General features: G+C 50.1%; 18 protein-coding genes. 7 read left to right on the top strand and 11 right to left on the bottom strand.

Going from position 1 to position 22,863, the window contains the following annotated elements; all coding sequences use genetic code 11:
* Nucleotides 1-44: 44 nt before the first annotated feature.
* Nucleotides 45-1,292, bottom strand: coding sequence for a hypothetical protein (locus EKK48_21265; GenBank protein RTL38438.1), 1,248 nt, complete (start codon nt 1,290-1,292; stop codon nt 45-47).
* Nucleotides 1,293-1,605: 313 nt separating this feature from the next.
* Between EKK48_21265 and EKK48_21260 the strand changes: the two genes are divergently transcribed.
* The 4 genes from EKK48_21260 to EKK48_21245 all read left to right on the top strand — a co-directional run bounded on the left by EKK48_21260 (nt 1,606) and on the right by EKK48_21245 (nt 6,173).
* Nucleotides 1,606-3,051: an aldehyde dehydrogenase family protein gene (locus EKK48_21260; protein RTL38437.1), complete on the top strand. Its 1,446-nt coding sequence runs from the start codon at nt 1,606-1,608 to the stop codon at nt 3,049-3,051.
* 10 nt (nt 3,052-3,061) lie between these two features.
* On the top strand, nt 3,062-3,820 hold the full coding sequence (locus EKK48_21255; GenBank protein RTL38436.1) for an N-acetylmannosamine-6-phosphate 2-epimerase: 759 nt from the start codon (nt 3,062-3,064) through the stop codon (nt 3,818-3,820).
* Between the two features lie 25 nt (nt 3,821-3,845).
* Complete coding sequence (locus EKK48_21250; protein RTL38435.1) at nt 3,846-5,501, top strand: rhomboid family intramembrane serine protease; 1,656 nt, start codon at nt 3,846-3,848, stop codon at nt 5,499-5,501.
* Between the two features lie 105 nt (nt 5,502-5,606).
* Complete coding sequence (locus EKK48_21245) at nt 5,607-6,173, top strand: hypothetical protein (protein RTL38434.1); 567 nt, start codon at nt 5,607-5,609, stop codon at nt 6,171-6,173.
* A 77-nt stretch (nt 6,174-6,250) separates the two neighbouring features.
* Here EKK48_21245 and EKK48_21240 read toward each other — a convergent pair whose 3' ends face one another.
* The 7 genes from EKK48_21240 to EKK48_21210 all read right to left on the bottom strand — a co-directional run bounded on the left by EKK48_21240 (nt 6,251) and on the right by EKK48_21210 (nt 15,964).
* Complete coding sequence (locus EKK48_21240) at nt 6,251-7,984, bottom strand: DUF4034 domain-containing protein (GenBank protein ID RTL38433.1); 1,734 nt, start codon at nt 7,982-7,984, stop codon at nt 6,251-6,253.
* A gap of 99 nt (nt 7,985-8,083) precedes the next feature.
* A complete protein-coding gene (locus EKK48_21235; protein ID RTL38432.1) occupies nt 8,084-10,051 on the bottom strand; it encodes a hypothetical protein in 1,968 nt (655 codons plus the stop codon).
* 41 nt (nt 10,052-10,092) lie between these two features.
* Complete coding sequence (locus tag EKK48_21230; protein ID RTL38431.1) at nt 10,093-10,947, bottom strand: hypothetical protein; 855 nt, start codon at nt 10,945-10,947, stop codon at nt 10,093-10,095.
* 23 nt (nt 10,948-10,970) lie between these two features.
* Nucleotides 10,971-12,569, bottom strand: coding sequence for an MFS transporter (locus EKK48_21225; protein RTL38560.1), 1,599 nt, complete (start codon nt 12,567-12,569; stop codon nt 10,971-10,973).
* A 171-nt stretch (nt 12,570-12,740) separates the two neighbouring features.
* Complete coding sequence (locus EKK48_21220; protein RTL38430.1) at nt 12,741-13,475, bottom strand: succinate dehydrogenase/fumarate reductase iron-sulfur subunit; 735 nt, start codon at nt 13,473-13,475, stop codon at nt 12,741-12,743.
* Nucleotides 13,468-15,291 carry a fumarate reductase/succinate dehydrogenase flavoprotein subunit gene (locus EKK48_21215; GenBank protein ID RTL38429.1) on the bottom strand — a complete coding sequence of 608 codons (1,824 nt, stop codon included), beginning with the start codon at nt 15,289-15,291 and terminating at the stop codon, nt 13,468-13,470. The genes EKK48_21220 and EKK48_21215 overlap by 8 nt, the downstream gene beginning before the upstream one ends.
* Nucleotide 15,292: 1 nt before the next feature.
* Nucleotides 15,293-15,964, bottom strand: coding sequence for a succinate dehydrogenase (locus EKK48_21210; protein RTL38559.1), 672 nt, complete (start codon nt 15,962-15,964; stop codon nt 15,293-15,295).
* A gap of 671 nt (nt 15,965-16,635) precedes the next feature.
* Here EKK48_21210 and EKK48_21205 point away from each other — a divergent pair.
* The 3 genes from EKK48_21205 (at nt 16,636) to EKK48_21195 (ending at nt 18,464) form a co-directional block, all read left to right on the top strand.
* Nucleotides 16,636-16,914, top strand: coding sequence for a hypothetical protein (locus tag EKK48_21205; protein ID RTL38428.1), 279 nt, complete (start codon nt 16,636-16,638; stop codon nt 16,912-16,914).
* A 174-nt stretch (nt 16,915-17,088) separates the two neighbouring features.
* On the top strand, nt 17,089-17,631 hold the full coding sequence (locus tag EKK48_21200) for an N-acetyltransferase family protein (protein RTL38427.1): 543 nt from the start codon (nt 17,089-17,091) through the stop codon (nt 17,629-17,631).
* Entirely contained in the window at nt 17,628-18,464 is an 837-nt protein-coding gene (locus EKK48_21195) for an alpha/beta hydrolase (GenBank protein RTL38426.1), read from the top strand. The genes EKK48_21200 and EKK48_21195 overlap by 4 nt, the downstream gene beginning before the upstream one ends.
* A gap of 99 nt (nt 18,465-18,563) precedes the next feature.
* Here the strand turns inward: EKK48_21195 and EKK48_21190 are convergent, their stop codons facing one another.
* From EKK48_21190 to EKK48_21180, 3 genes are all read right to left on the bottom strand, one after another.
* Entirely contained in the window at nt 18,564-20,837 is a 2,274-nt protein-coding gene (locus EKK48_21190; protein RTL38425.1) for an aconitate hydratase, read from the bottom strand.
* A 145-nt stretch (nt 20,838-20,982) separates the two neighbouring features.
* Nucleotides 20,983-21,456, bottom strand: coding sequence for a hypothetical protein (locus tag EKK48_21185; protein ID RTL38424.1), 474 nt, complete (start codon nt 21,454-21,456; stop codon nt 20,983-20,985).
* Nucleotides 21,457-22,830, bottom strand: a complete 1,374-nt coding sequence (locus EKK48_21180) for a hypothetical protein (GenBank protein ID RTL38423.1) — start codon at nt 22,828-22,830, stop codon at nt 21,457-21,459.
* Nucleotides 22,831-22,863 lie beyond the last annotated feature (33 nt).

Here is a 22,863-nt window from a genome sequence, read left to right as displayed (position 1 = left end):
ATGACTTGCCTGATTCGTGAATTTCGCGTCAGTACAAACCGACTCTAACGCAGATAATTCATCGGGTTGTTCGGTTTGCCATCCACTCTGACTTCGAAGTGCAAGTGTGGACCGGTGGAGAAACCTGTTGTACCTTCATGACCGATGACGTCACCCTTGGAGACATTCTGCCCGACTGAAACGTCGGCTTTCGACATGTGAGCGTAAAGGGTGGCCATTCCTTTGCCGTGACTGATGATTACGACCTTGCCGTAACCGCCATACCATCCTGTATACAGCACGTTCCCGTTATCTGCAGCACGAATTGCCGAGTGATTGGGTCCTGCCAGGTCAACTCCGGTGTGGAATTTCCGCACTCCGAAAATTGGGTGACGACGCCATCCGAACGGTGATGTCACCGCCGCGTTCAACGGCATGGCCAGCGAACCACTGCCGGTCGCCATGTTTTTATTAGACTTACGGTGCGAAGACTCCATCTGCATGATCGCCGTTTCCAGACGATGCGATTCACTCGCCAGCTGGTGTTCAGCCTTTTCATAGAAAGCGCGTTGGGTCTTAAGCCGCTCAGCGACTTGTTGTTGCTCGAGTTTCTCTTTGGCAAACGCCATAGCTTTTTGGGCGAATTCTGATACCAGATTGCCGAGCTTATCTCGTTGTTCGCCGAGCTGACCTTTCTTATTGACCAATTGAGCTGTCTTGGCGCGCAAATCCTGCAAGAGATCGCGATCCATCTCTGCAATTCTTTCCTGGAAATAGAAACGATCGAGCAGTGATTGCAGCGAATCGACAGTCATCATCTGTTCGAGAAGCGAAACGCGATTGCCCTCGAATATCTCACGAAGACGCTTGGCGGCGCTCTCAGACAGAATTTCTTCTGCTGACTGTGTCTTATTGATCTTTATTTCCGTTTGTTTGATAACCGATTCAGTTTTCTGCATGTTGTGTTCGTGTACATGCAGAACTGTATTTGTCTTATTCAGTTTCGTTTGAATATGACTGAGTTGAACAAGAGCGATTTGCTCCTGTTTGCGTAATAAAGCTGCGTGATTGTGCAACTCCTGACGTTGTTTTTCGATCTGGAGAAGTCTGGCTCGTGAGTCGCGGCTGACTACGGGGCTATCCATCATTATGGTCGTGTTCGAATTTGCAGCCACCACCGGTGCCAGCAAGTTTGAAATTGTCAGAGCCGGCAACAACAACCAGCCAGTAAAAGTCGGGAAATTTTTTCTGCGTTCCGGCATAGACCGATAAATTACGCTTGTCAGTAAGGAAACCCGTTCAGAGTGTACCATTGTCAGAAGGCGCGTAAAGGTTGTCTGAACAAGCCTTAAGACCAACGATTACATTGCATATCAGTAACAATTACAGAATCTCCCTGCAATATATAGATTACTAAGTCCTTCTCATGAGTGGAAAATCAGGGGCTGCCAAGCGGCAGTCGCAGAGAATTCACTATTAATGCTCTGATTTCGCCGTTGAAGGCAAAACGGTATTGGTGTAGCCAAGTTATAATTCATGTTCATAAGGTTTTTCGAGAATTCTGGAACGTATCTCCGGACGAATATTTATTGTTTTTAAGTTTGCAGTTTGTGCAAGGAAGTGAGCATGTTGAAAGAAATCGTTCAGTATCCGCTGTCAATAAAGGGCGTCAAAAGCACTCCCATGGTTGAGGTGAAGAGTCCGTTCGATGGGCAGATTGTTGCTGCTGTCGGGCAGGCAGATGAACAGACAATTCTTACTGCTATTGAAGTTGCGCAAGAGACCTTCAAGAAGGTTATGCAGAAGATGCCGGCCTATCAGCGTTCAGAAATTCTCGCAAAGACTTCTGCCCTGATTTTGGCCAATGCGGAAGAGCTGGCAAAAATTATTGCTCTTGAAGGTGGCAAGCCGATCAAAGATGCACGTATCGAAGTTTCCAGGGCAGCCAATACTTTTGGACTAGCAGCCAAAGAAGCTGTTCGTCTGGACGGTGAACAGTTGCCTATGGATCTCACTCCTGGTAACGACGGACGCGTTGGCATGATTATCCGCGAGCCTATTGGTGTGGTGGCAGCGGTGACACCATTCAACTTTCCTCTCAATCTGGTGGCACACAAGTTAGCACCAGCTTTTGCAGCCGGAAATACTGTTGTTTTGAAACCATCATCAGCCACTCCGGTTGCCAGCTTCAGACTGGCCGAGTTGCTCAAGGAAGCGGGTTTGCCGGAAGGCGCGCTTAATATCGTGCCTTGCCGTGGATCTAAGGGCATGACTTTGATCAAGGATCCGCGTATAGCGCTGGTAAGCTTCACAGGCAGCCCAGAAGTTGGTTGGAATTTGCGCAGAGAGATTCACCCAGGCACCCGTATTTGCCTTGAACTGGGAGGCAACGCAGGGCTTGTAGTGCATGATGATGCTGACCTGGAGCTTGCCGCCAGAGCGGCTTGCCGCGGTGGTTATGCTCATTCCGGGCAGACCTGCATCTCGGTGCAGCGCGTCTATGTACAGTCCAGGGTCTACGACAAGTTCGTCAAAATCTTCACTGATATGGTCAACGAACTCAAGGTCGGAAACCCGCTTGATGACAAGACCGACATGGGTCCCTTGATTGATAAAGAGTCTTGCTCGAAGACTCTCGAATGGATGGATGCAGCCGTAAAGAATGGTGCGAAAGTTCTCACCGGCGGCAAAAAGAACGAGAGCAACAATCTGGTTGATCCAATCGTACTGGCTGAAACGAAAGCAGACATGCTCGTTGTTTGCCAGGAAGTTTTTGGACCGATTGTTTCTGTGATGAAATACGAAACTCTCGACGACGCAATCGAACAGATGAATGATTCGCGCTTCGGCATTCAAGCTGGTGTCTTCACGAAAGACCTTGAAGTGGCATTCAAACTGGCTCGCTCAATCGATGTTGGTGGCGTGATTGTCAATGATGCGCCGACCTACAGAGCTGATCACATGCCTTATGGTGGCCGCAAGGAATCAGGTGTAGGATTGGAGGGAGTTCGTTTCGCCTTGCACGAAATGACGCAGCCGAAGTTCATTTGTCTGAATCTTCCAAAGCTGTAAATGAGGAAATATGACCAGAAAGCATACCGTTTGGCCGAGTATCAAAGACCTGGAAGGAGGTCTCATAGTCTCATGTCAAGCTAGCTCTGGTGAGCCGTTGGCAGCACCCAGTCACATACTTGCGCTTGCACTTTCGGCCATCAACGGTGGCGCGAAAGGTTTGCGATTGGAAGGTATTGAGAACATTCAAGCAGTGAAGCGCTCTTCCCGCTTACAACTGGGTGTGCCAATCTGCGGTCTGATCAAATCGAACAAAGTAGCCAGTGAAGACAGGCTGAAAACGCCTTACATCACAAACTGCTACGAAGATGCAGTGGCAATAGCCAATGCTGGAGCCGATATCATCGCGCTCGACGCTACGGCGCGGCTGCGACCTGATGGTTCGACAGCCGCTGAAACTATCGAAAAGATTCACAAAGAACTCGATAAGCCCGTCTGGGCAGATGTTGCCACTTTCGCCGAAGGTATCGCAGCACTAGAAGCCGGCGCTGACATTGTTTCGACTACTTTGTTTGGTTATACCGAAGAAACTTCCATTCCGCGCGAGCAGGGACCTGGATTCGATCTTCTCAAAGAGCTGGTCAATCATTCATCAGTGCCGGTGATTCTGGAAGGGCGAGTCTGGTACCCTGAAGAAGTGAAACAGGCATTCGAGCTAGGGGCTTATGCGGTAGTCGTGGGATCGGCTATCACTCGTCCCCAGCTGATTACCGAACGCTTCGTGCGATCGATACCTGCCCGTCGTCCTAAGAAATCTACAGTCAGTTAGTTGAAGCGGAAGCCCACAGCCATTGATGAATAATCCTTTCGTGCTGTGGTTATTTCCTCCCCTGCTGCTCTCGATTTATTCGTTGTGGTCGCACGGCCACTCGAAAATGAGTTGGGCATGGTGCTTTTTTGTGCAGGGCATAGTCATTGCCATCACCTCTCTACTGGGCTTTTTCATTGCACCCGGTTGGCTTTTCGCCGCGCTTGCGTGGGGCGAAATATTTCTCTTCTGGGCATATCCTCGCGTGCTCGTCTCGCGCATCGACTCATCGATTACGGTCCTCAACGCTGATGCCGCAATGCAAGCAGCAAAGCAATTGAAGTGGTTTTACTGGGGGCAACCGGCTGAGTTCTGGATCGATATGGTCAAGGCGGTCGGCTATTTCATCAAAGGCGATGAAAACGCAGGCAATAAAATTCTCGATCAATGGAAAGTAATCGCGCCCAATCAGCTGCGAGAGCAGATCGAGCAGTATCGACTGACGGGTAATGTGATTCTCTGGAACTGGCAGTATATTGTCGATCAATACGAGCGACAGTGTAAATCCGGAGCCAAGATAGCAAGCGGCTTGCAGATATCTGCCAGTCGCGCCTATGGGGAGCTCGGTGATATTGAATCGTCGGCGAAGTGCCTTGAAGACTCGAAACTGGAAGAGTCACGTTCGAGTGTGCGCGGGGTTGCTCTTTCGTTGATGCCGTTTTTCTGTTTGTCAGGTGATCGAACTCGCGTCGACGAAATCATGAGTTTGATCGCCAACGGAAATCAGTCCTTGCCCGACTATGCCCGTCAGTACTGGATGGGACGGTGCCTGGTGGCAAGCGGTGCTAAGGATGAAGCACGCGATGTGTTCGATAATGCACTTGAAAGTGCAAAATCCCAGGCAACCAACCTCAGCGCCTGGCAGAATCGGATCAACAGTCAACTCAAGCTGATTGATTCCTCCGAGCCCACGCCGCAGCGGTGGAGACTCCAGAATGAGCGGGTCTGGCGCATCTTTCAAAAAATCGAATTTATTCAGGACATCATCGCACCGAATAAGCACTCATATGTGGTGGCATGTATTTGCATTACCATTGCTTTTGCATATCTGATATCCGATTGGCACACTTATTTCCCCAGTGCTGAAAGTGAGAGATTGAGTCTCGAACTTTTTCAGTTTGGAGTGCTAGACCCCAAGCTAGTCTTGTCAGGGCAGTACTGGCGACTCCTGACATGTTTGTTTTTGCACAAAGACCTCACTCACTGTGTCGTAAATCTGCTTGGTCTTTATTGGTTCGGGCGAATTGCTCAAAATATTTTCGGCACGCCGCGATTTCTGGCCATTTACTTCATCAGCGGTATGTTGAGCGGCATTGCTCATACGCTTTTCGATCCCAACACTCTCGAAGTTGGTGCCTCGGGCGCCGTTATGGGCATGTTCGGAGCTGTCGCAGCGGGCATCTTTCGCATGAAAGATTATCTGCCTGAGAGAATCTGGCGAGTAGAACTTTATTGGCTAGCTGCTCTTGCCATAGTTAGTGTAATTTCGGATCAAATAATTCCACAGGTCGCAATATTCGCGCACCTGGGTGGAATGGTGGCCGGGCTGGTTTATGGATTGATTGTTCGAGTTCCAAAACCGGCTTACGCTGTCCCGACAGCAGCGCTCGAAGGAGATACCGCGGGTCTGCAAGCCAAGTGAATGGTTCAGATATGTTAAGGACCCGTGACGTGTCTGTTCAACAAGTTAGAAGATCGGGCATCATGACTGATATAAATACATCGCGACAATAGGTTGTGAGCTGTTATGCACGATTGCCCGACATGTCAGGTGCCTTTGCATGGCCACGAAGAGGTCTGTCCCTCGTGCGGCACCAAACAATACGTCAAGCCTGAGTTTCGTCGATCGAATCTGCCCAAGCCGCCGGGTGTAAACCCGCTGCCGTTTATTGTCGTCTTTGTCGGTCTGATCGTCGTTGTCTTTGTTTGTGCTCAAAACAGTTGGATCGGACAGGTTTTTCATCGTGGTCCAGTGCAAGAAGACCCAATGGATAAGCTCACTTATCTTGATGCGCGCAATGCCATTGAGAACGGTCTCAATCAAGGTTTGACGGCTGTGGGTGCTAAGGGCAAATTTGAATACAAAGCTGGTGGCGAACCAGCCACTAAGGAAGTTCAAAAGCCTGTGGAGCTGACAGTCGATACTGAGTTGAAAGATCCGAAGCAGCACAAATCGATTATTGATCCAATCAAGCCTTACATGGAAAAGGCCCAGGTGACGACCCTGGTCATGAACGATTCGAAATCGCACGCCACCTGGACATATAATCTCGGACCAGCTGATACATCGGCTCAAACTGCTCCGTCTGAGTAGGCACTGCGTCCAAGTAGTCAGGTTCAGTGCATCATAGTGGCACTGCGTTCAATTAGGTTCTGGTCACCGCGTCTGAATCAACTAGAGTTTTTGGCGCCTAATGGGTCGGTTCGAAACTGCTGATCGAGAAGTTTCTTGCCTCGCTCAACGCGTTTCCTGGACAATTTGGGCGCTTCCTTGTAGATGTCTGTAAAGAACTTGTCTACATTTGCCACCATACGTGCATATAGCTTATCGCCTTCATCGCCACCCACGGCATCTGCTGCTTTGTTAGCATAATCGACCCACTCTTGCCCCTCTCCATGCCAGCGAGGTTGCAAGTAATGAACTGCATTCAGGTAGATCGGAACATAATCTGGATAGAGCCTATTTCCGGAACCGCTGAGTGCCTCGTATAGCTTCTTATCCTCATCGTCGCCTGCACCAAGAATGTTTACCTGCGCCACGCTAAACCATGATGGACTGGGAGGACCCAGCGCCAGAGCCATTTGCAATTGCCTGGTGGATTTGTAGAGACGTTCTCTGTACATATTCCACTGGCTGTCGGAAACACTGTTTGCCCAACCTGTTCCCCTGGCGTTCCAGGCATATTTGATGTAAAAATTGGCTAGCACCACATGCGGTGTGGCAGATTTTGGTTTCTGAGTGACCCAGAGTTCCAGTTGCCGGAGGCGCTCATTCCAACTAAATTGCTGCTGGTCACTCGGATTTGAGAGAGCCTCAAAAATGCTGTCGATGGCTTCGTGACCGGAACGCTTTTGCACTCTGGTTTTGGAATACTTTTCAATAAGATCTTCCAATTCCTGATACTTCTGTGCGTTCAAAAGTGCGGTAGCTTGTTGCCCGATATTCTTCGTCTCGCCCTTTGAAATAGTGAGAGTCGAACCTGGCACCGTTTTTATCCTGGACACACGCGTGGACATATTGGTCATCCAGGTTTTCCAGGCGTCCTGTCGAACCTCATTTTGCCAGTAGAATGCGCTCTGCTGACCGAAAAGGTCATCTGCTTCATTAAAGTAGGACTCGGCTGTGGTGTAGTCTTTGATGTCGGCATACATGTTTCCGAGAATTGCCGCCAGCGCTGCTGTGCGCCACTGCTCAGATTTCATTGTTTTGCCCATCTTCATAGCTTCGATGGTCTTGTTGAAATCAAGCTTGACGGATGAATCCTTCTGGTGCAAAAAGTGTTCGCAGGTGGCAATCTGGAGTTGCGTATAGACGAACCAATTTGATTTCCCCGCTGTTACTCTCTGGCAATGCTTGAAAACTGCAAGTGCTTCTTCATACTCTTTGTGCAGAATCAGTGCTTCACCGAAATTCGAGAGAAGTGTTGGCAGATTTCTACTGAGGTCTGTGGTGCCACTTATTTCATGGCGCATTTTTGTTTTCTCTGTAGGCCAATCTTCTTTGAAAAATTGGACGCCGAGCGAGTTGGGATTCAGCTGCGAGAGCACTGAAAAGGCGGCATAGGCGATAGGAACAATAATGATTGCGATGCACGCTGTTAACAATGCGAGCCAGCGATAGGCTTTGCGAGTCATTCTTGCCTGAGGCGTCAGATTAGCGTCTTTATTTGGTTTGCGGCTCTTCAGGTTCTTTACTTTGATGAGAGCCGGTTCTCGCTTATTTCCGAATATCCCTGTCTGTCTGGGTGGAGATTCTGGGATCGTGTTGCGATCTATCTGGGGTTCGACAAGTGGCCCTTTCCCCGAGCCTACTGTGCCGTCGGTGATATCATCGGAGTCGGAGCCTATCTGTTCGTCTACGACTAGCTTCTGCCGTAATTCGGACTCCAATTTTTCTTTGTCCATTTCCCTGGCCTGGTTTAGCTGCTGTCTCGATACTAAGCTTGCCTGAATCCCGGTTGCCGGTGATAAATGTTCCACCAATGCACGTTTGTTAACCGGTTACTATTTTGATGCGTTCTTGAGGAGTTCGGCAATCGAGATTGGTACTGTATGCGGTGCCATTTCGGTTTGATGCAATCCTAAAGCTCTTGAGCGAATGTTAGTCAAGAAGCCCGTAGACCAGGCCGGTAGTTCAATAGGAGTTCCTACATAGCTCGTGTGTGTTCGCCACGCCACCTTACGAGCATTGATCAGCCGTGAAACGAGCAGGTCGCTCAATTCAGTATTAATCTCAGTTTCGTGCCATGTGGCTGTATTGATGCGACCGGCTCTGGCTTCTTCCGCATAATAGGCGATATTCTTTGGCAACGGGCTGAGCATGCGACTTGTCATCGAAGTCTCGTCGCCCAATCGTTGCAGCAGATCCAGCGTCGCTCCAGGTTCATTGAGCTTATGCAGTTCTGCGTCGATGCGAATTTGAGCTCCAACTGGATTGCCGCTTTTCTCAGGTGCGCGTCCAAACAGCTTCTGCAGGAAACCAAGCCTGTAGTCGTGATGAACGAATTCGTGAACAGTCGTCTCTGCAGCCTCTGGAGAGAGCCCCGTGCGCAGGATTCGGTCGTTCACGCTAAGAATGCGCCCATCGCTGCTGTACGTGCCGTCTGCCGAGTCGTTTCTGAGCACTCTGACACGGTTGATTTGCGGCAGTCCTGCATCGTCTGCAATGGAATTTACAGTCTTTCCGAGCGCCGCTTCAATATTCGTTTGAGCGAGATGGTCGCGAACCATATCTCCATAAGCTTTCTCGGCTGTGCTTACTTCTTCGATCAGTGGACCGAGCTTTGGATGGGCCTTCTGCACTTCAGGAGAGGTGACGATTTTAGCTATAGACATTTCATTGAGCGCAGGGTCGGCAGCGATGAATTTCTGCAGCCGTTCGGACGCTGACGACCATGCAGAATAGGCTTGACTGCGGGCTTCTACTCTGGGGGCCGATGCATAGTCTTTGAATTCCGGTACATCAAGGCGGCTTATGAATGCGTCAATATTCGCGTCGCTGGAGAGCTGCGTTCTGGAAGCGATTTTGCGCACTTCAGCCAGAACCTGAGGGCGTTGCTCTACCGGCCAGTCGATTAAGCCGAGGTGAGGTCGGTCAAGTGTGGCTTTAGTCACTATATCGGCTTTATACGCCTCGTAATTGGGAGGACGCAATTCGGGACGGTTCTCGGCCAACCAGGTGAGCATCGGAGAGCGCATTGGTGTGCTTTCGTTGACGTGATTGCGTATGAAATCCTCGGATGTTTGAGCATTGGTTCTGCCAAGTTCGTTATCCGCTTTTGCGAGCCTGACGTGGGCTCGATTAATAGTTGCGTCCGCTATTCCGAATACCGCCCCGAACGCTGCATATTGCTTGGTGCGATTGAGGAATGTGTCCAGGTCTGGAGCGGCTTTGCCGTGAGTAAGGGCTTCCAGCTCGGCGTTCGTAGCTCCACCCACTGCTCCGGAAAAAGCATGCAATGAAATACTCTCAGCGATGCCGCGACGACCTGCTCTGCGGACCAGATCGGCATCTGCAAACAGCTCGGACGTCTTTCCCATTGCGGCAAAGGTGCCGGCTGATATCAAAGCACTGCGGGTTTTCGACCAGGCGAAGTTTTTTTCGTTCGGGTCTACCGGGTGCAGAAAGTCCACCGCAGTGCCACTTGCCACGGTCTCCCAGAGCTTCGTCGGGGCGTTAGGATTGACCAGACCAAGGTTGCTGCAACCGGCGCGAAGCCCCTTCGAAGCAAGCACGAATTGTCCGACAGTAGCTACCGTATCGCCAGCCAGAGTCCAGTTGTTGTTTTCTTTCGGCGCTGAAATGATTTCGACGGGCTTCAGGTTGTGGTTGGTTGTTTTGTTGTAGAGCTGCGTTATGCCATCGATTGGCGTCTGAATGAAGGTGTGAGCGGCAGCCTGAGCAAAGTCAGTGGCGCCGTCGAGGAGCCCCCGGTCATTGGGTTTAGTGTCTGGCTTGTCGGTAGGGGGCATGGAACGGTGGACGTTTGCTGGAGGGGCCCCGAGTATAGGCGCTACGCCCCAGGGTTGTCAGTGGGGAAATTCCCATGGTCGCCTTGTTCTGATTTAAACCGGAGAGCAAATTCGGCGGCATATTGTGCCAATTTTTCTTCTACAGGATCAAAACTAGCGCACTGGTCGCCCTGATCGCGATTTGCAGAGTTTTTGACTTGAGGGATAGTGACTGAAGGTTCTCTGTATTGTTTGACTAGTTCACGCAATTCATCCTTCGACAGAAGCAAGATTGCTTCGGTCAGGCATGCCACTAGATATGAACCATGACTGCTGGGGTGATGTTTGTCCTCATCGTAAAGTACAACTGAAGTATCCTTCTTTGTCACCTCGAGAAATAGTTCACCGGCTGGAATTAAGATGGCATCAAGCTCTTGCGCCAGTGCACGGTAGGCTTTGCTGATTGCAACTTGATCTTCTGGTCTGTCCAGATCACACCACGTCATAAGCAACGCAGGTTTGCCACCCAGTCGACGTATCGCTTTTGCGAACCAGCGGCACCCTTCCCGCATTCTCTTGAGTGATCTTGGGCTGAGCGCCATTTCACTCTGTTCCTGCAAAACAACGACATCCCACTTACCGCTATTCAATAGCGTGGTCTGGGTATTCTTGCTGCCTCCGTGCTGCCATAGCATCAAACCCGCACCGCCTTGAAAAAACACACGCAGTTCTCGACCCGGAAGCCTTTCTTTAGCCAACTTGTAAAATGTGCAGGGCATCGCACCGTAATAGGTGAAACTGTTGCCGATAAACAAAATGCTCTGATCCGGATTTTCTGGTTCCGAACACCTGGCGAGTTCGCTTTCCGCAGCAAAGCCGTGCTTGCGGAGATAGTTATAAATCAAGGACCAAAACATAGATTATTCTTGAAGACCAATTCTCAGTGTCTGAGCGGATTTTGAGCAGGAATTGCGATTGGTTCTGCTGAATTTGCGGAGAGCAAATGATGCACGATCGGCGGTCTCTCACCGATGTGAAAGGAGTTGACTTTATCTTCTACGACTTTGTCTGAAATCATCACACGTTCGTGTTGTCTGACGTGTTCGCCCCATGATTCGATCATAAAAGTTTCAAAGCAACGCTCGGGTCGTGCCAGATCGAAGAATAGATGCCACTGATAGGCTCCATCTCGTCTGCGAACACGACCAAGAATGTTTGCTGCTTCGGTGAACTCTTTGGCTCTGGCGGGGTCGATGACATATTCCACTGTCACCAGTACAGGTCCGTTATCTGGATCAGGTTCGTGAACAATGTTTGGATCTCGCCAGTGAGATGACATTGATGTGTCCATTCCCTCTACCATCGACAATTTGAATCGCATGGCGAGCGTGAAGTTGACACACATACAGATCGCCGAAATACCAAGGGCCAGCGGCAAGCCGCCTTCAAAGCATGCGATCTGTCCCCAGAGCAGACTGCCGACAGCGACGCTGCCTTGAAATACAAGAATATAAACAGACATGGCGCGGGCACGCACCCATGATGGAGTCGCCATTTGCGCGGCGGCATTCATGCTCGAGTTGACGATGATCCAGGCGGCGCCTGCGTCTAACATCGCGCAGCAAGCTACGAGAAAATGATGGGAGAAGGCCAGTATGACGAGCGATATGGCAAAGAGCAGATTGCCCACTAAATTCAGGTGGTCGAGCGACAAGCGTCGACGCATAATCGGCAAAGAGAATGCTCCGACGATACAGCCAACGCCGAAGACGCTGAGAAGCAGTCCATATGTGATTGAGTCACAGCGGATCTGCTCACGCCCAATAAGCGGCAGGAGTGCCCACATCGAAGCTGAGGTGCCGGCGAATACACCGCTTCTGATCATGACCGAAACAAGTGCCGGTGAGTGTCTGACATATCGCACACCCGCTCTCATCGCACCAAAAATTCTTTCACCCTGCTCGTTTGGCTTGTGCTGCCATTGAGCGACAACGTAAATTACGGCCAGAAATGAAAGGGCGTTGAGAAAAAAGACTGCCGCCGGTCCGGCAGCGGCAACAATCAATCCGCCAAGGGCTGAGCCGACGCCTCTTGAGGTGTTATAGCTCAACCCGCCCAGTGCAATCGCGGGCTCCAACTTATCGCGTGGCACCAGCTCTGGTGTCGAAGCATTCCATGCCGGTGCGCTGATGGCATTGCCGATACCAAGCATAAAAGTGAAAGTGAGAAGCCACCAGGGTCCGACTATATGGAAAAACGTCAGGCAAGCAAGACCGAATGCCGCTACTAGCATCCAGCTCTGACCAACAATCAAGAGTCTGCGTCTGTCTACTAAATCAGCCAGGGCTCCAGCCGGCAAAGAGAGCATGAAAAAAGGCAGATAAGTAGCTGTCTGCATCAGCGATACCATCACCGGTGATATCGTCAAAGATGTCATCAACCAGGCAGCACCAACATCCTGCATAAAAGTGCCGATGTTGGAAAAGGTCGACGCGAGCCAGAGCGCACGAAAAACAGGCACCGTCAGAGGGGCCCACATAGACTGAGGATTACGCGCGGTCGTATCACTCACTGTCTATTGGAATCTCCTCTATTGATCGTCAAGAAAACTGGTCAGTTCTCTGAATGACGATGGTGTCTTATCGATCTCCTTTATGCGCCTCTTAGCGTTGTCTTTTTGCGCGACAGCGCAGAACTATTGGACGCGACCTTATTTCTTATTGCCAAAAACCGACTTCAGGAATTTTGCGATCGGGTCGTAAAACTCGTCGACAACTCGTTCCTTCAAAGGAATGATGGCGTTGTCGGTGATGTGAATCGATTCCGGGCAAACTTCGGTGCAGCATTTTGTGATGTTGCAAAGTCCGATGCCACCTTCTTCCTTGAGGAATTTAGCCCGCTCGACAGTATCCAGCGGGTGCATATCCAGACCTGCGCTTCTGACCATGAAACGAGGTCCCAGAAAGTCTTTGCGGTCATGGTCGCGAATTACGTGACAGACGTCCTGACAGAGGAAGCATTCGATGCACTTGCGGAATTCCTGAACGCGATCGATGTCTTCCTGGTAGAAAGTCCAATCAGCGTCAGGCGCAGGCGTGAAGGCTGGAATCTTTTCGTTTGCTCTGTAATTCCAGGAAACGTCCGAAACGAGATCTTTGACATGAGGAAAAGACTTGATTGGTTGAACGGTAATTTCTTCGCCGTCAACAAATTTGTCCATTCGGGATTTGCACATTAAGCTCGGGCGACCGTTCACCTCAGCGCTGCATGAACCGCATTTGGCTGCTTTGCAGTTCCAGCGCACTGCCAGGTTCGGATCGTACATCGCTTGAATGTAGTGAATCGCATCCAGCACAACCATGCCTTCTTCAATCGGCACTTTGTACGTCACGTATTCGCCGTTGTCTTTCTCACCGCGAAATACTTTCAAAAGTGCTTCACGCATTTACAGGCTCCTTTTTCTGAAACAAGGCTTTCAGCTCGGCTGGCATCTCCGGTTTAGGAGTTAGTTCAAGCTTCATCTTGTCGCCATCTCTGGAGATGGCTGAATTGACATGACCCCAGACTTCGTCATCAGTGTTTTCGTAGTCCAGGCGGCTGTGTGCACCGCGACTTTCCTTTCTGGAAAGAGCGCTGCGGGCGATTGCTTCGGAACAGATAATCATGTTCCTCAGATCGCGGCAGAGGTGCCAACCAGGATTGTAGGCGCGATTGCCTTTCACTCCTACATGTTTGACTTGCTCTTTCAGTTCTTCCAGTTTGGCGATGCCGGCTTCGAGCTCTTTCTCTTCGCGGTAAATACCGACGTGAGTGCTCATGATCTGATTTAGCTGTTTGGCTATGTCGTAAGGATTTTTACCGTCCGGACGACTGAGTGGCGCTTCCATCTCTTCTTGCGCTGCTTTGACAGCGTCGTCTGAAACGGTCGGTTTGCCTTCCAACTTTTTAGCGTATTCAGCGGCACCGGCTCCGGCGCGCTTTCCGAACACGATCAAGTCTGAGAGTGAATTTCCGCCCAGGCGGTTGGCACCGTGCATGCCACCACTGCATTCGCCAGCGGCAAAGAGACCGGGAACTCGAGTTTGAGCTGTTTCGGCGTCGACTCTGACACCGCCCATGATGTAGTGCATGGTCGGTCCAACTTCCATCGGACCCGCCGTAATATCGACATCTGCCAGGTCTTTGAACTGGTGATACATGGACGGCAATTTTTTCTTGACGCGTTCCGGGTCCTGATAGCTGATATCCAGGAAGACACCACCGTGAGGGGAGCCTCGTCCTGCCTTCACTTCTTGATAAATAGCGCGAGCCACGTTGTCACGCGTAGAAAGCTCAGGAGGTCTGCGAGCATCGGTTTGTTGACCAGCGAGAGCTGCGTCAACCCAGCGTTTTGCTTCTTCGTCGGTTTCTGCGAAATCTTTCTTTGTCGATTCAGGCAGATACTTGTACATGAAACGCTCGCCGTCTTTGTTGCGTAGAATGCCGCCTTCACCGCGAACCCCTTCAGTTACGAGGATGCCACGCACGCCAGGTGGCCAGACCATGCCTGTGGGGTGGAATTGAACGAATTCCATGTCGATGAGATCAGCGCCGGCGTCATATGCCAGAGCGTGTCCATCGCCTGTGTATTCCCAGGAGTTGGATGTGACTGTGAATGACTTTCCAACACCACCTGTTGCCAGAACGATCGCTTTGGCTTTGAAAAGCACGAAGCGTCCGTCTTCTCTGTAGTAGCCGAAAGCGCCTGCAATCTTGTCGCCATCTTTGAGGAGACGACTGACACAGCATTCCATATAAACTTTGATGCCCTGGTGAACGCCGCGATCTTGCAGAGTGCGAATCATCTCAAGACCGGTTCTGTCGCCTACGTGGCAGAGACGTTTATAGGTGTGTCCACCGAAAGCGCGTTGCAGAATCTTGCCGTTCTTGGTTCTGTCGAAGACAGCGCCCCAACGCTCCAGCTCTTTTACACGCTCAGGTGCTTCCTGTGCATGCAATTGTGCCATGCGCCAGTTGTTGAGCATCTTGCCGCCCTTCATGGTGTCCTGGAAGTGGGTTTCCCAACCATCTTTCGGGTCGACGTTGGCCAGTGCTGCTGCCACGCCGCCCTCTGCCATAACTGTGTGAGCCTTACCAAGCAGCGATTTGCAGACCAGACCGACTGAGACGCCCATCGAAGATGCTTCGATTGCTGCTCTTAAACCAGCTCCGCCTGCACCGATGACGAGTACGTCATGTTCGTGTATTTCGTAATCAGCCATACTAGAACAACCTCATTTCTTGAACGATGCCCAGTGAGTAGGAGCGGATCAGCAAGTCGGTCAAACCGACCGAGAATAAGCTCATCCATGCCCAGAACATGTGGTGCTCGTTTAGCTTGGTGACGATGTGCCAGAGTTTGAATTGTTGCTTGGTTGACTCACACTTCGAAAAGCAGTCGAGTCGACCACCTACGAGATGTCGGCAAGCGTGGCACCCGCCTGAATAGCCCGACAGCAGTGTGACGTTGAGTAGCATGAAAAGATTGATGCCGCTTACGACAAAGCCGGTCGGTTGGAAGAATGCGAGATACACGTCGTACCAGAGGAAGATCAAAACGATCGTCGCCAGATAGAAGAAGTATCTATGAGCATTTTGGAAGACAAAAGGAAACTTTGTTTCGCCCGTGTAGTTGTGTCCGCCCATGTGTCCGATCGAGCAACCCGGTGGATCCCAGAAATAAGCTCGGTAGTAGGCTTTACGATAGTAGTAGCAAGTCGCCCGGAAACCGGCTGGAATCCACAAGATTAGAATTGCCGGAGAGAATTTCCACCAATCGAATGCAAGTTTCGGTGAGTAGAAAGGCGAAAGATATGCGCCAACTTCGTAGTGGGCGTTTTCGAAAGCGCGAAACGTCGCATATACGATAAATATGGTGAAACCGAGAGCGACCAGCGCCGGTTCGACCCACCAATTGTCTTTTCGCGTCGTTAAGCCAGTGTGAGCCTTCGTTTTGCTGCCTGTTGCAGCGCTCGAAGACTCGGTCTTTGTAGATTCTGTCATTACTTATGAACCCTTGGTATTAGGACAACAACCGTGAAAGTTGTGTGGTGTCCCAAAAAATCTTGTCGCAACGAGCAATCGATGACTTGCAGTGTTGTGAAAGTGACCAAGGGACTCCACTTTCGGGCAGTGCAAATTATAACAACTCCAGACGGGGGTTTTTAATCAAATTCCGGCTTCTTATCGGGTGCTTAACGAAGCACCTGGCGTCAAATTTTGCACATTTTGCTCCAGGGTGATTTGTTCGTTAAGGCTGTAGATCACTTCGATACGGCAAATAGTTGCAAAAAGATTTTCCTTGGCGAACCGGTTGTAAGTAGCTCAAAAACCACCCGTGGTGGCAGATTAGAAATCAACAATGTGATCGATAAAACGGTAGTCAAGACAAGGAACAGGGCGAGACCTCAGACGTCAACTTATGCAGAAGGAATTTGAAGCGGTTTGTTTCAAAAAATAAGCCGACTTCTTGTAAACCCTCCTCCTAAAGATCGAACTCCAATCAGTAGAAGAACTCAGTGTTGGTCTCGACGACACCGCAACAAATAGACGGAGACAATCTAGAAATGAAACGCCAAACAGTGACAAAGGTAGCCAAACCGAAGGTAAGCATGGACTTGTCAGTCATCCAGCGCCTTGATGAATCATTGCCTTTGCAGACTGATGAATGGAATCGTGCCGAACAACTGCTCATGCAATTGACAGAATTCGCACCTAACAGCCTGGTTATGGAAATCGTCAATGCCATTGCCGTATATGCCGACGACCAGGCTCGCCGCGGGTACATTCTTGGTCAGGAAGACCTCGCTAAAGAGTTGAAATTGAAACAGCAACGGGTTGCCTGATAGTCACTCGACTAAGGTTGATTCGCTTTGCAAATTTCAGACTGAGCTCTTCTAATTTATTGATGTGATTTTGCCTGGCTCTGGAACAGTCTTTCAAAATCGATCATTAGTGCAGCGTCCGATGCCAGCTTTTGACTTCTGTCTCAAGCAGGGATCGGGCGCTAAACTATAAGGATGACAATTCAGACTAACAAAAACGAGCCGGACGCAAACTCCATCGTCGCAGTGATCCGACCGGCCTTAGAGCAGGACATTCCTGTTATTCGTGACATCTACAATTATTTCGTCAGCAATTCAACAGCTACATTCGCCACTGCCGAAGAATCGTTAGCTGAACGCAAAGAATGGTTCGCCAGCCATCAGAACAACGCTCTGCCCATCGTCGTCGCCGAATATGACGGTCATGTCGTCGGTTGGGCCAGTTTTTCCTATTACCATCAGCGTTGTGCTTATCGACAGACAGTAGAGATTTCCTTTTACATACATCATCAATATGTCGGACGTGGTATCGGCAGCTTGCTTGCCGAAGATCTGCTTCGGCGGGCTCGTTCAAATGGCTATCACTGCGTTGTTTCGCTGGTTTGCAGCGAAAATGAATCCAGCATAGCCTTGCTTAAGAAGTTCGATTTTGAAACCGTAGGCGTCTTGCGTGAAGTCGGCAGAAAGTTTGATCGATGGCTTGATGTCACACTTTTGCAAAAGCTGCTGGAGACATGAACGCCACACTTCTGCTTTATTTACTTGCTAGTGCGGTACTGTATGCGGTGCTCTCGCCTCGCTTCAACTATCGCTTGTATCGCTGGTTGATATTTCATCCATATCCATTCGAGCCGGGTACTGAGCTGCCTCCGTCGGTAGAAAACGCCGAAGTGGACGAGGTCTATGTGCATCTCAAATCGGGAAGAAAGCTTCATTGCTGGTACTTCCGGGTGGCAAATGCGACAAAGACTATTATGTTCAGTCACGGCAACGCTGGTAACTTAAGTTCTCGAAATTCAATTCTGAATCTTCTTGCCAGGACAGGGGCATCGGTTTTTATCTACGACTATGAGGGCTTTGGCAAGAGCGAAGGAAAACCAACCATCGATGGAATCTGCGAAAACGGTCTGGCTGTCTATGACTTTCTCGTAAATATTGAGGGGATTGCGCCCGAGAACCTGATCGTCTACGGTGAGTCGCTCGGTACGGGTGTTGCAATGTTTCTGGCGGATGTGAAGCCGGTTGCCGGCGTGATTTTGCAATCAGGGTTTTCTTCGCTCAAGACCATTGCCCAGGAAGCTTATCCTGGGCTGCGGGCGTTTCCATCGTTTTTATTTCCTTCGCAGCAGCTCGATACTCTGTCATTAGCGAAAAAGAAGCATCCACCGCTTTTGATTGTGCACGGTATGAAAGACAGCGTCGTTCCGTATTCGCACGCGGAGCGGCTATACAAAGAGGCTTCCGAACCGAAACAGCTGTTGACATTGCCCGAGTCAGGACATACGGATATCTGCTCGACAGCGCCAACGTTGTTTTTGGAAACTGTAATCCAGTTTATAAGTCGGCTTTGAAATCAAAGTCAGTTGTGAAATCGAAATCTACACAATCGGCTTGAAACGCAAAGAAGGCGGTTGAAACCGCCTTCTTCAATGAACGTATTGATCTGGCGTTTAGCCTTCTCGATTTTTCTTGATCAGATTCAGAGCGGAACCGCACTTGAACCATTCAATCTGCTCAGGTGTCAGAGTGTGCTTCACGTGAGTTGTCACCTTAGTGCCGTCGTTGTGGGTGATGATCATTTCTACTGGTTGCTCAGGTTTCAGATCCTTCAAACCAACGAAACTAATTCTGTCGTCTTCCTGAATCAAGTTGTAGTCTTCCGGCTTTATAAACGTGAAAGCCAAAATACCTTGCTTTTTCAAATTGGTTTCGTGAATTCGGGCAAAGCTGCGAACTACAACAGCCTTGCAGCCCAGGAAACGGGGCGACATAGCTGCGTGCTCACGGCTTGATCCTTCACCGTAGTTTTGATCTCCAATGACGACCCAACCCATGTTGTGTGCTTTGTAATCGCGGGCAACTGCTGGATATGACTTTGTCTGACCATCGAGCTGATCTTTACCAGTGCCTGGTTGCTTGGTGAAAGCGTTAATGGCACCCGTAAACATGTTGTCGCTGATCTTGTCGAGGTGACCGCGATAACGCAACCACGGTCCAGCTGGTGATATGTGGTCTGTGGTGCACTTCCCGTCAGCCTTGAGCAGAACCGGCAAGTCGATGTAATCTTTGCCGTCCCATGGGGTGAATGGCTCGAGCAACTGCAGACGTTCACTATCAGGTGAGACTGCTACAGCGACCTTGTCTCCATCTTCGGCTGGTGCGAGATATCCGGAGTCTGCCGAAATGAAACCTTTCGCCGGCAGCTCTGGTGCCTCGGGTGGTGCCAATTGGAATTGGCTGCCATCTGGTGCCGTCAGCTTGTCTTTCATTGGGTTGAAGGAAAGTGATCCCGCCAGCGCAAAGGCTGTCACGATTTCCGGACTGCCAATGAAAGCCAGAGTCTGTGGATTACCGTCATTTCGCTTCTGGAAGTTACGATTGAATGAAGTGATGATGGAATTCGCTTCACCATTGGTGATGTCATCACGTTTCCACTGTCCGATGCAAGGTCCGCAAGCATTGGCAAGCACGGTGCCACCGATGTTTTCAAGCTTCTCTAACTGGCCGTCGCGTCCGATCGTCTGGTGAATCTGCTCAGATCCAGGTGAGATCAAGAAGCCGATGTTGGCTTTGACGCCGTGATCGGCGGCTTGCTTGGCGATGTGTGCGGCACGACTCATGTCTTCGTAGCTGGAGTTCGTGCAGCTTCCGATCAAAGCGTATGTAAGCGTTTCCGGGTAGCCTTTCTCTTTCGCTTCTTTAGCAAGTTCAGAAACCGGTCTCGCTAAATCTGGTGTGTGAGGTCCGACTACGTATGGCTCAAGAGTATCGAGATCGATCTCTACAATTTGATCGTAGAAAGCTTTTGGATCTTTCTCTACTTCCGGGTCAGCGACCAGATACTCTTTGTATTGATCTGCGAGTTTGGCTATCTCCTCGCGTCCTGTCGCTTTCAGGTACTTGGCCATGCGATCGTCATAAGGGAATACAGATGTCGTAGCTCCCAATTCTGCACCCATGTTGGTTATGGTGCCTTTACCCGTACAACTGATAGATGATGTGCCTGAGCCGAAATACTCGACAATTGCGCCCGTTCCGCCAGCGACGGTCAAGATGCCGGCAATCTTTAAAATTACGTCTTTGGGAGATGTCCAACCGTTCAGTTTGCCAGTCAAACGCACGCCGATGAGCTTCGGCCAGCGAACGCCCCAGGGCTCGCCTGCCATGACGTCGACAGCATCGGCGCCGCCCACGCCTATCGCGAGCATGCCCAGTCCGCCGGCATTAGGTGTGTGTGAGTCAGTACCCACCATCATCGTGCCGGGGCAAGCGTAGTTCTCAAGCACCACCTGGTGAATAATTCCAGCACCCGGTTTCCAGAATCCGATACCGTGTTTCTGGCTGGCTGTGCGAAGGAATTCATAGACTTCTTTGTTATCGTCAAGAGCGCGAGCCATGTCTTTATCAGCGCCCACTCGAGCTTGAATAAGGTGATCGCAGTGCACAGTCGATGGCACCGCAACTTTTTTCAGTTTGGCTTGCATAAATTGCAGGAGAGCCATTTGCGCGGTAGCGTCTTGCATGGCGACGCGGTCTGGTCGCAGAAAGGCGTAGGTGTCGCCGCGTACTGGTGTTTCAGTTCCTTCAGGCCAATGATCCAAGTGTGCAATCAGAATTTTTTCAGTCAGCGTCAACGGTCGCTTATAGCGACGTCGCGCCTCTTTTATCTTGTCTGGAAATGACTGATACAGCTTTTTGACATCATTAACATCGAGAAGGGTCATCGTAAGCCTCTTTTAACAGGTCGCACAAAGATCAGGCTGTCAACAAGAGGCAGAACTGCCTCCAGTGAGCCTTTACCGACACTACTAATTTTACTCCTTTTAAAAAGAAGTTTTCTGAAATCGTTTAATTCTCTTCAAAAAGATTTCAAGACGATCCATTACTCTGTTTTAGCGCAAGGCGTCTGGCATAACGGAAAACAGCAAATTTATAGTGATAGACGAACATCTTGTGGAATCCTGACGACTCCATCTCTGCGTATGCTTCTTCAACTGACCAGCCGTCATTTGTCATGCGATAGAAAGCGATCATCATTCCGGTGCGGTCTGAACCGTGCTTACAATGAACAAAAACAGGACGCCGCGTTGGCGAATTCACGATCGAGAAAAACTTCTCAACTTCTGCGTCACTGGGAAAGTTGAAGTAAGACAATGGAATAGAGATGTACTCAAATCCCATTGCTTCAGCCTCTTTTCGCTGCACCGATCTAATTTCTGTGCTGCGGCGCAGACAAACGATTGTTTTCACACCGAGGTCTTTGAGCTGCGCGAACCCATCTTTATCTGGCTGCCCGCCTCGATACAACCATTCATTCACTGTCTTGAAGTTTGGTATTGCCACTTATTTGGAACCACCTGAAGTCGGCAACGGTTTCTTTAAGAGCGGCAGAAGGAGCTCCTTTGCTTTCTCAAGTTGCGCTTGAGCTACCTCTCTTTTGTATTCAGGGTTGGCAACTAAGACGTCGGGATTGACGCCGACGCCTTCCAACCTTCTGCCATCAAGTTCTCCATCCGCCACGGCCAGATAAAGTGCGCAGCGTTCATCAATGGGGAAAAGTCGACCTGCGAGAACATAGCCGGCCGTGCGATCGCCAACCAGCTGAGCTCGTCCACTTGCCTTAAGGCTGTAGGCGAGCAATTCTTTGCCGCTTCGAGAGCCGCCGTTGATCAGCGCTACAACTGGTTTGTTGTAATACTCTTTTACTCCGGATTTGTGCCCGGCTCTATCTTTCAAGACAAACAGGGGATATCCGGCTGGGTCGCGATAAAAGTAATCCAGATCGGTTAAAGAATTGCCACCATAGCCATCACGCAAATCGAGCAGCAAGCCGTCGGTCTCAGACAGTTTGGTCGAAAGCAAAGATTCAAAGGCTTCGTGCGATTCCTCTCCGCCCGCCCACAAATGGACGTAGCCGACTTTGCCGACAGGGGTTTCAATGATGCGCACACTTTTAGCCATTCCCTCTACATATGCGGAATAGGGATCTTTGAGCAGCGGTGTGACGCTCAGGGTGACGCCTTTTCCCTCACGTTCGACAACGACGGCGAGTTTCTTTCCGGACGTTTTGAAAAAATTTGCCTGGCCGACAAACGGTTCGCCACATACGGTGACTATTTTGTCACCCACGAGGAAGCCTGACTGCTCGCCCGGACTGCCATCGACAATGTATCTGACCTGGTTGAATGGTAGTCCCCCGCCACCATATATAACACCAGTAAAATCCATTTTGACCGGTTTCAGCTTATGATCGAAACGAGAGAAGAGCGCATTCAAGAAATAGAAAGTTTCGTCATTCGACGTCACGAATTGACAGTGACTGGAATGCAACTTCTTGATCGCTTCATTCAAAGATTTGTCCAGTTCCATGATGGTTTTGCCTGTCGCAATGCTTTTGCTGCACTCAGTCCTGGCGCTGGTCCAGTCCTTTTTGGCCAGCTCGGACCTGTACAGATTCTTCGAAATCAACTGATCTACTTTAGACAATATCTTCTGGCAGTAGTCTGGAGTTGTGCGCAAATCATAGAAAGACTGTGCCGTGTCAACCGCCTGCGATTTCGCCGCTGCGTCTAAAATTGGCGTTTTAGAGTGCGGTTCCTGCGCGGAGGCAAAACCTGCTAGCAACGCGCTGCAGGACATAGCGAAGATCACAGAAACTAGATATTTTTTTCTCACCATTCGAGCAACAAATAAATTGCCGTAAGAGAAGCAACACATACTATACTACTGGTTTTGTGCCGATTCCGCTCT

It is taken from the genome of Candidatus Melainabacteria bacterium (assembly GCA_003963305.1).
GTDB lineage: Bacteria > Cyanobacteriota > Vampirovibrionia > Obscuribacterales > Obscuribacteraceae > PALSA-1081.
This window is presented reverse-complemented; position numbering and strand designations above follow the sequence as displayed.

Bases quoted from the DNA above. Each gene is read 5' to 3' on its own strand.
- EKK48_21225 (RTL38560.1), bottom strand. From the start codon at position 12,569: ATGTGGGCCCCTCTGACGGTGCCTGTTTTTCGTGCGCTCTGGCTCGCG.
- EKK48_21215 (RTL38429.1), bottom strand. From the start codon at position 15,291: ATGGCTGATTACGAAATACACGAACATGACGTACTCGTCATCGGTGCA.
- EKK48_21265 (RTL38438.1), bottom strand. From the start codon at position 1,292: ATGGTACACTCTGAACGGGTTTCCTTACTGACAAGCGTAATTTATCGG.
- EKK48_21190 (RTL38425.1), bottom strand. From the start codon at position 20,837: ATGACCCTTCTCGATGTTAATGATGTCAAAAAGCTGTATCAGTCATTT.
- EKK48_21245 (RTL38434.1), top strand. From the start codon at position 5,607: ATGCACGATTGCCCGACATGTCAGGTGCCTTTGCATGGCCACGAAGAG.
- EKK48_21240 (RTL38433.1), bottom strand. From the start codon at position 7,984: ATGGACAAAGAAAAATTGGAGTCCGAATTACGGCAGAAGCTAGTCGTA.
- EKK48_21195 (RTL38426.1), top strand. From the start codon at position 17,628: ATGAACGCCACACTTCTGCTTTATTTACTTGCTAGTGCGGTACTGTAT.
- EKK48_21200 (RTL38427.1), top strand. From the start codon at position 17,089: ATGACAATTCAGACTAACAAAAACGAGCCGGACGCAAACTCCATCGTC.
- EKK48_21180 (RTL38423.1), bottom strand. From the start codon at position 22,830: ATGTGTTGCTTCTCTTACGGCAATTTATTTGTTGCTCGAATGGTGAGA.
- EKK48_21230 (RTL38431.1), bottom strand. From the start codon at position 10,947: ATGTTTTGGTCCTTGATTTATAACTATCTCCGCAAGCACGGCTTTGCT.
- EKK48_21255 (RTL38436.1), top strand. From the start codon at position 3,062: ATGACCAGAAAGCATACCGTTTGGCCGAGTATCAAAGACCTGGAAGGA.
- EKK48_21235 (RTL38432.1), bottom strand. From the start codon at position 10,051: ATGCCCCCTACCGACAAGCCAGACACTAAACCCAATGACCGGGGGCTC.
- EKK48_21260 (RTL38437.1), top strand. From the start codon at position 1,606: ATGTTGAAAGAAATCGTTCAGTATCCGCTGTCAATAAAGGGCGTCAAA.
- EKK48_21220 (RTL38430.1), bottom strand. From the start codon at position 13,475: ATGCGTGAAGCACTTTTGAAAGTATTTCGCGGTGAGAAAGACAACGGC.
- EKK48_21205 (RTL38428.1), top strand. From the start codon at position 16,636: ATGAAACGCCAAACAGTGACAAAGGTAGCCAAACCGAAGGTAAGCATG.
- EKK48_21250 (RTL38435.1), top strand. From the start codon at position 3,846: ATGAATAATCCTTTCGTGCTGTGGTTATTTCCTCCCCTGCTGCTCTCG.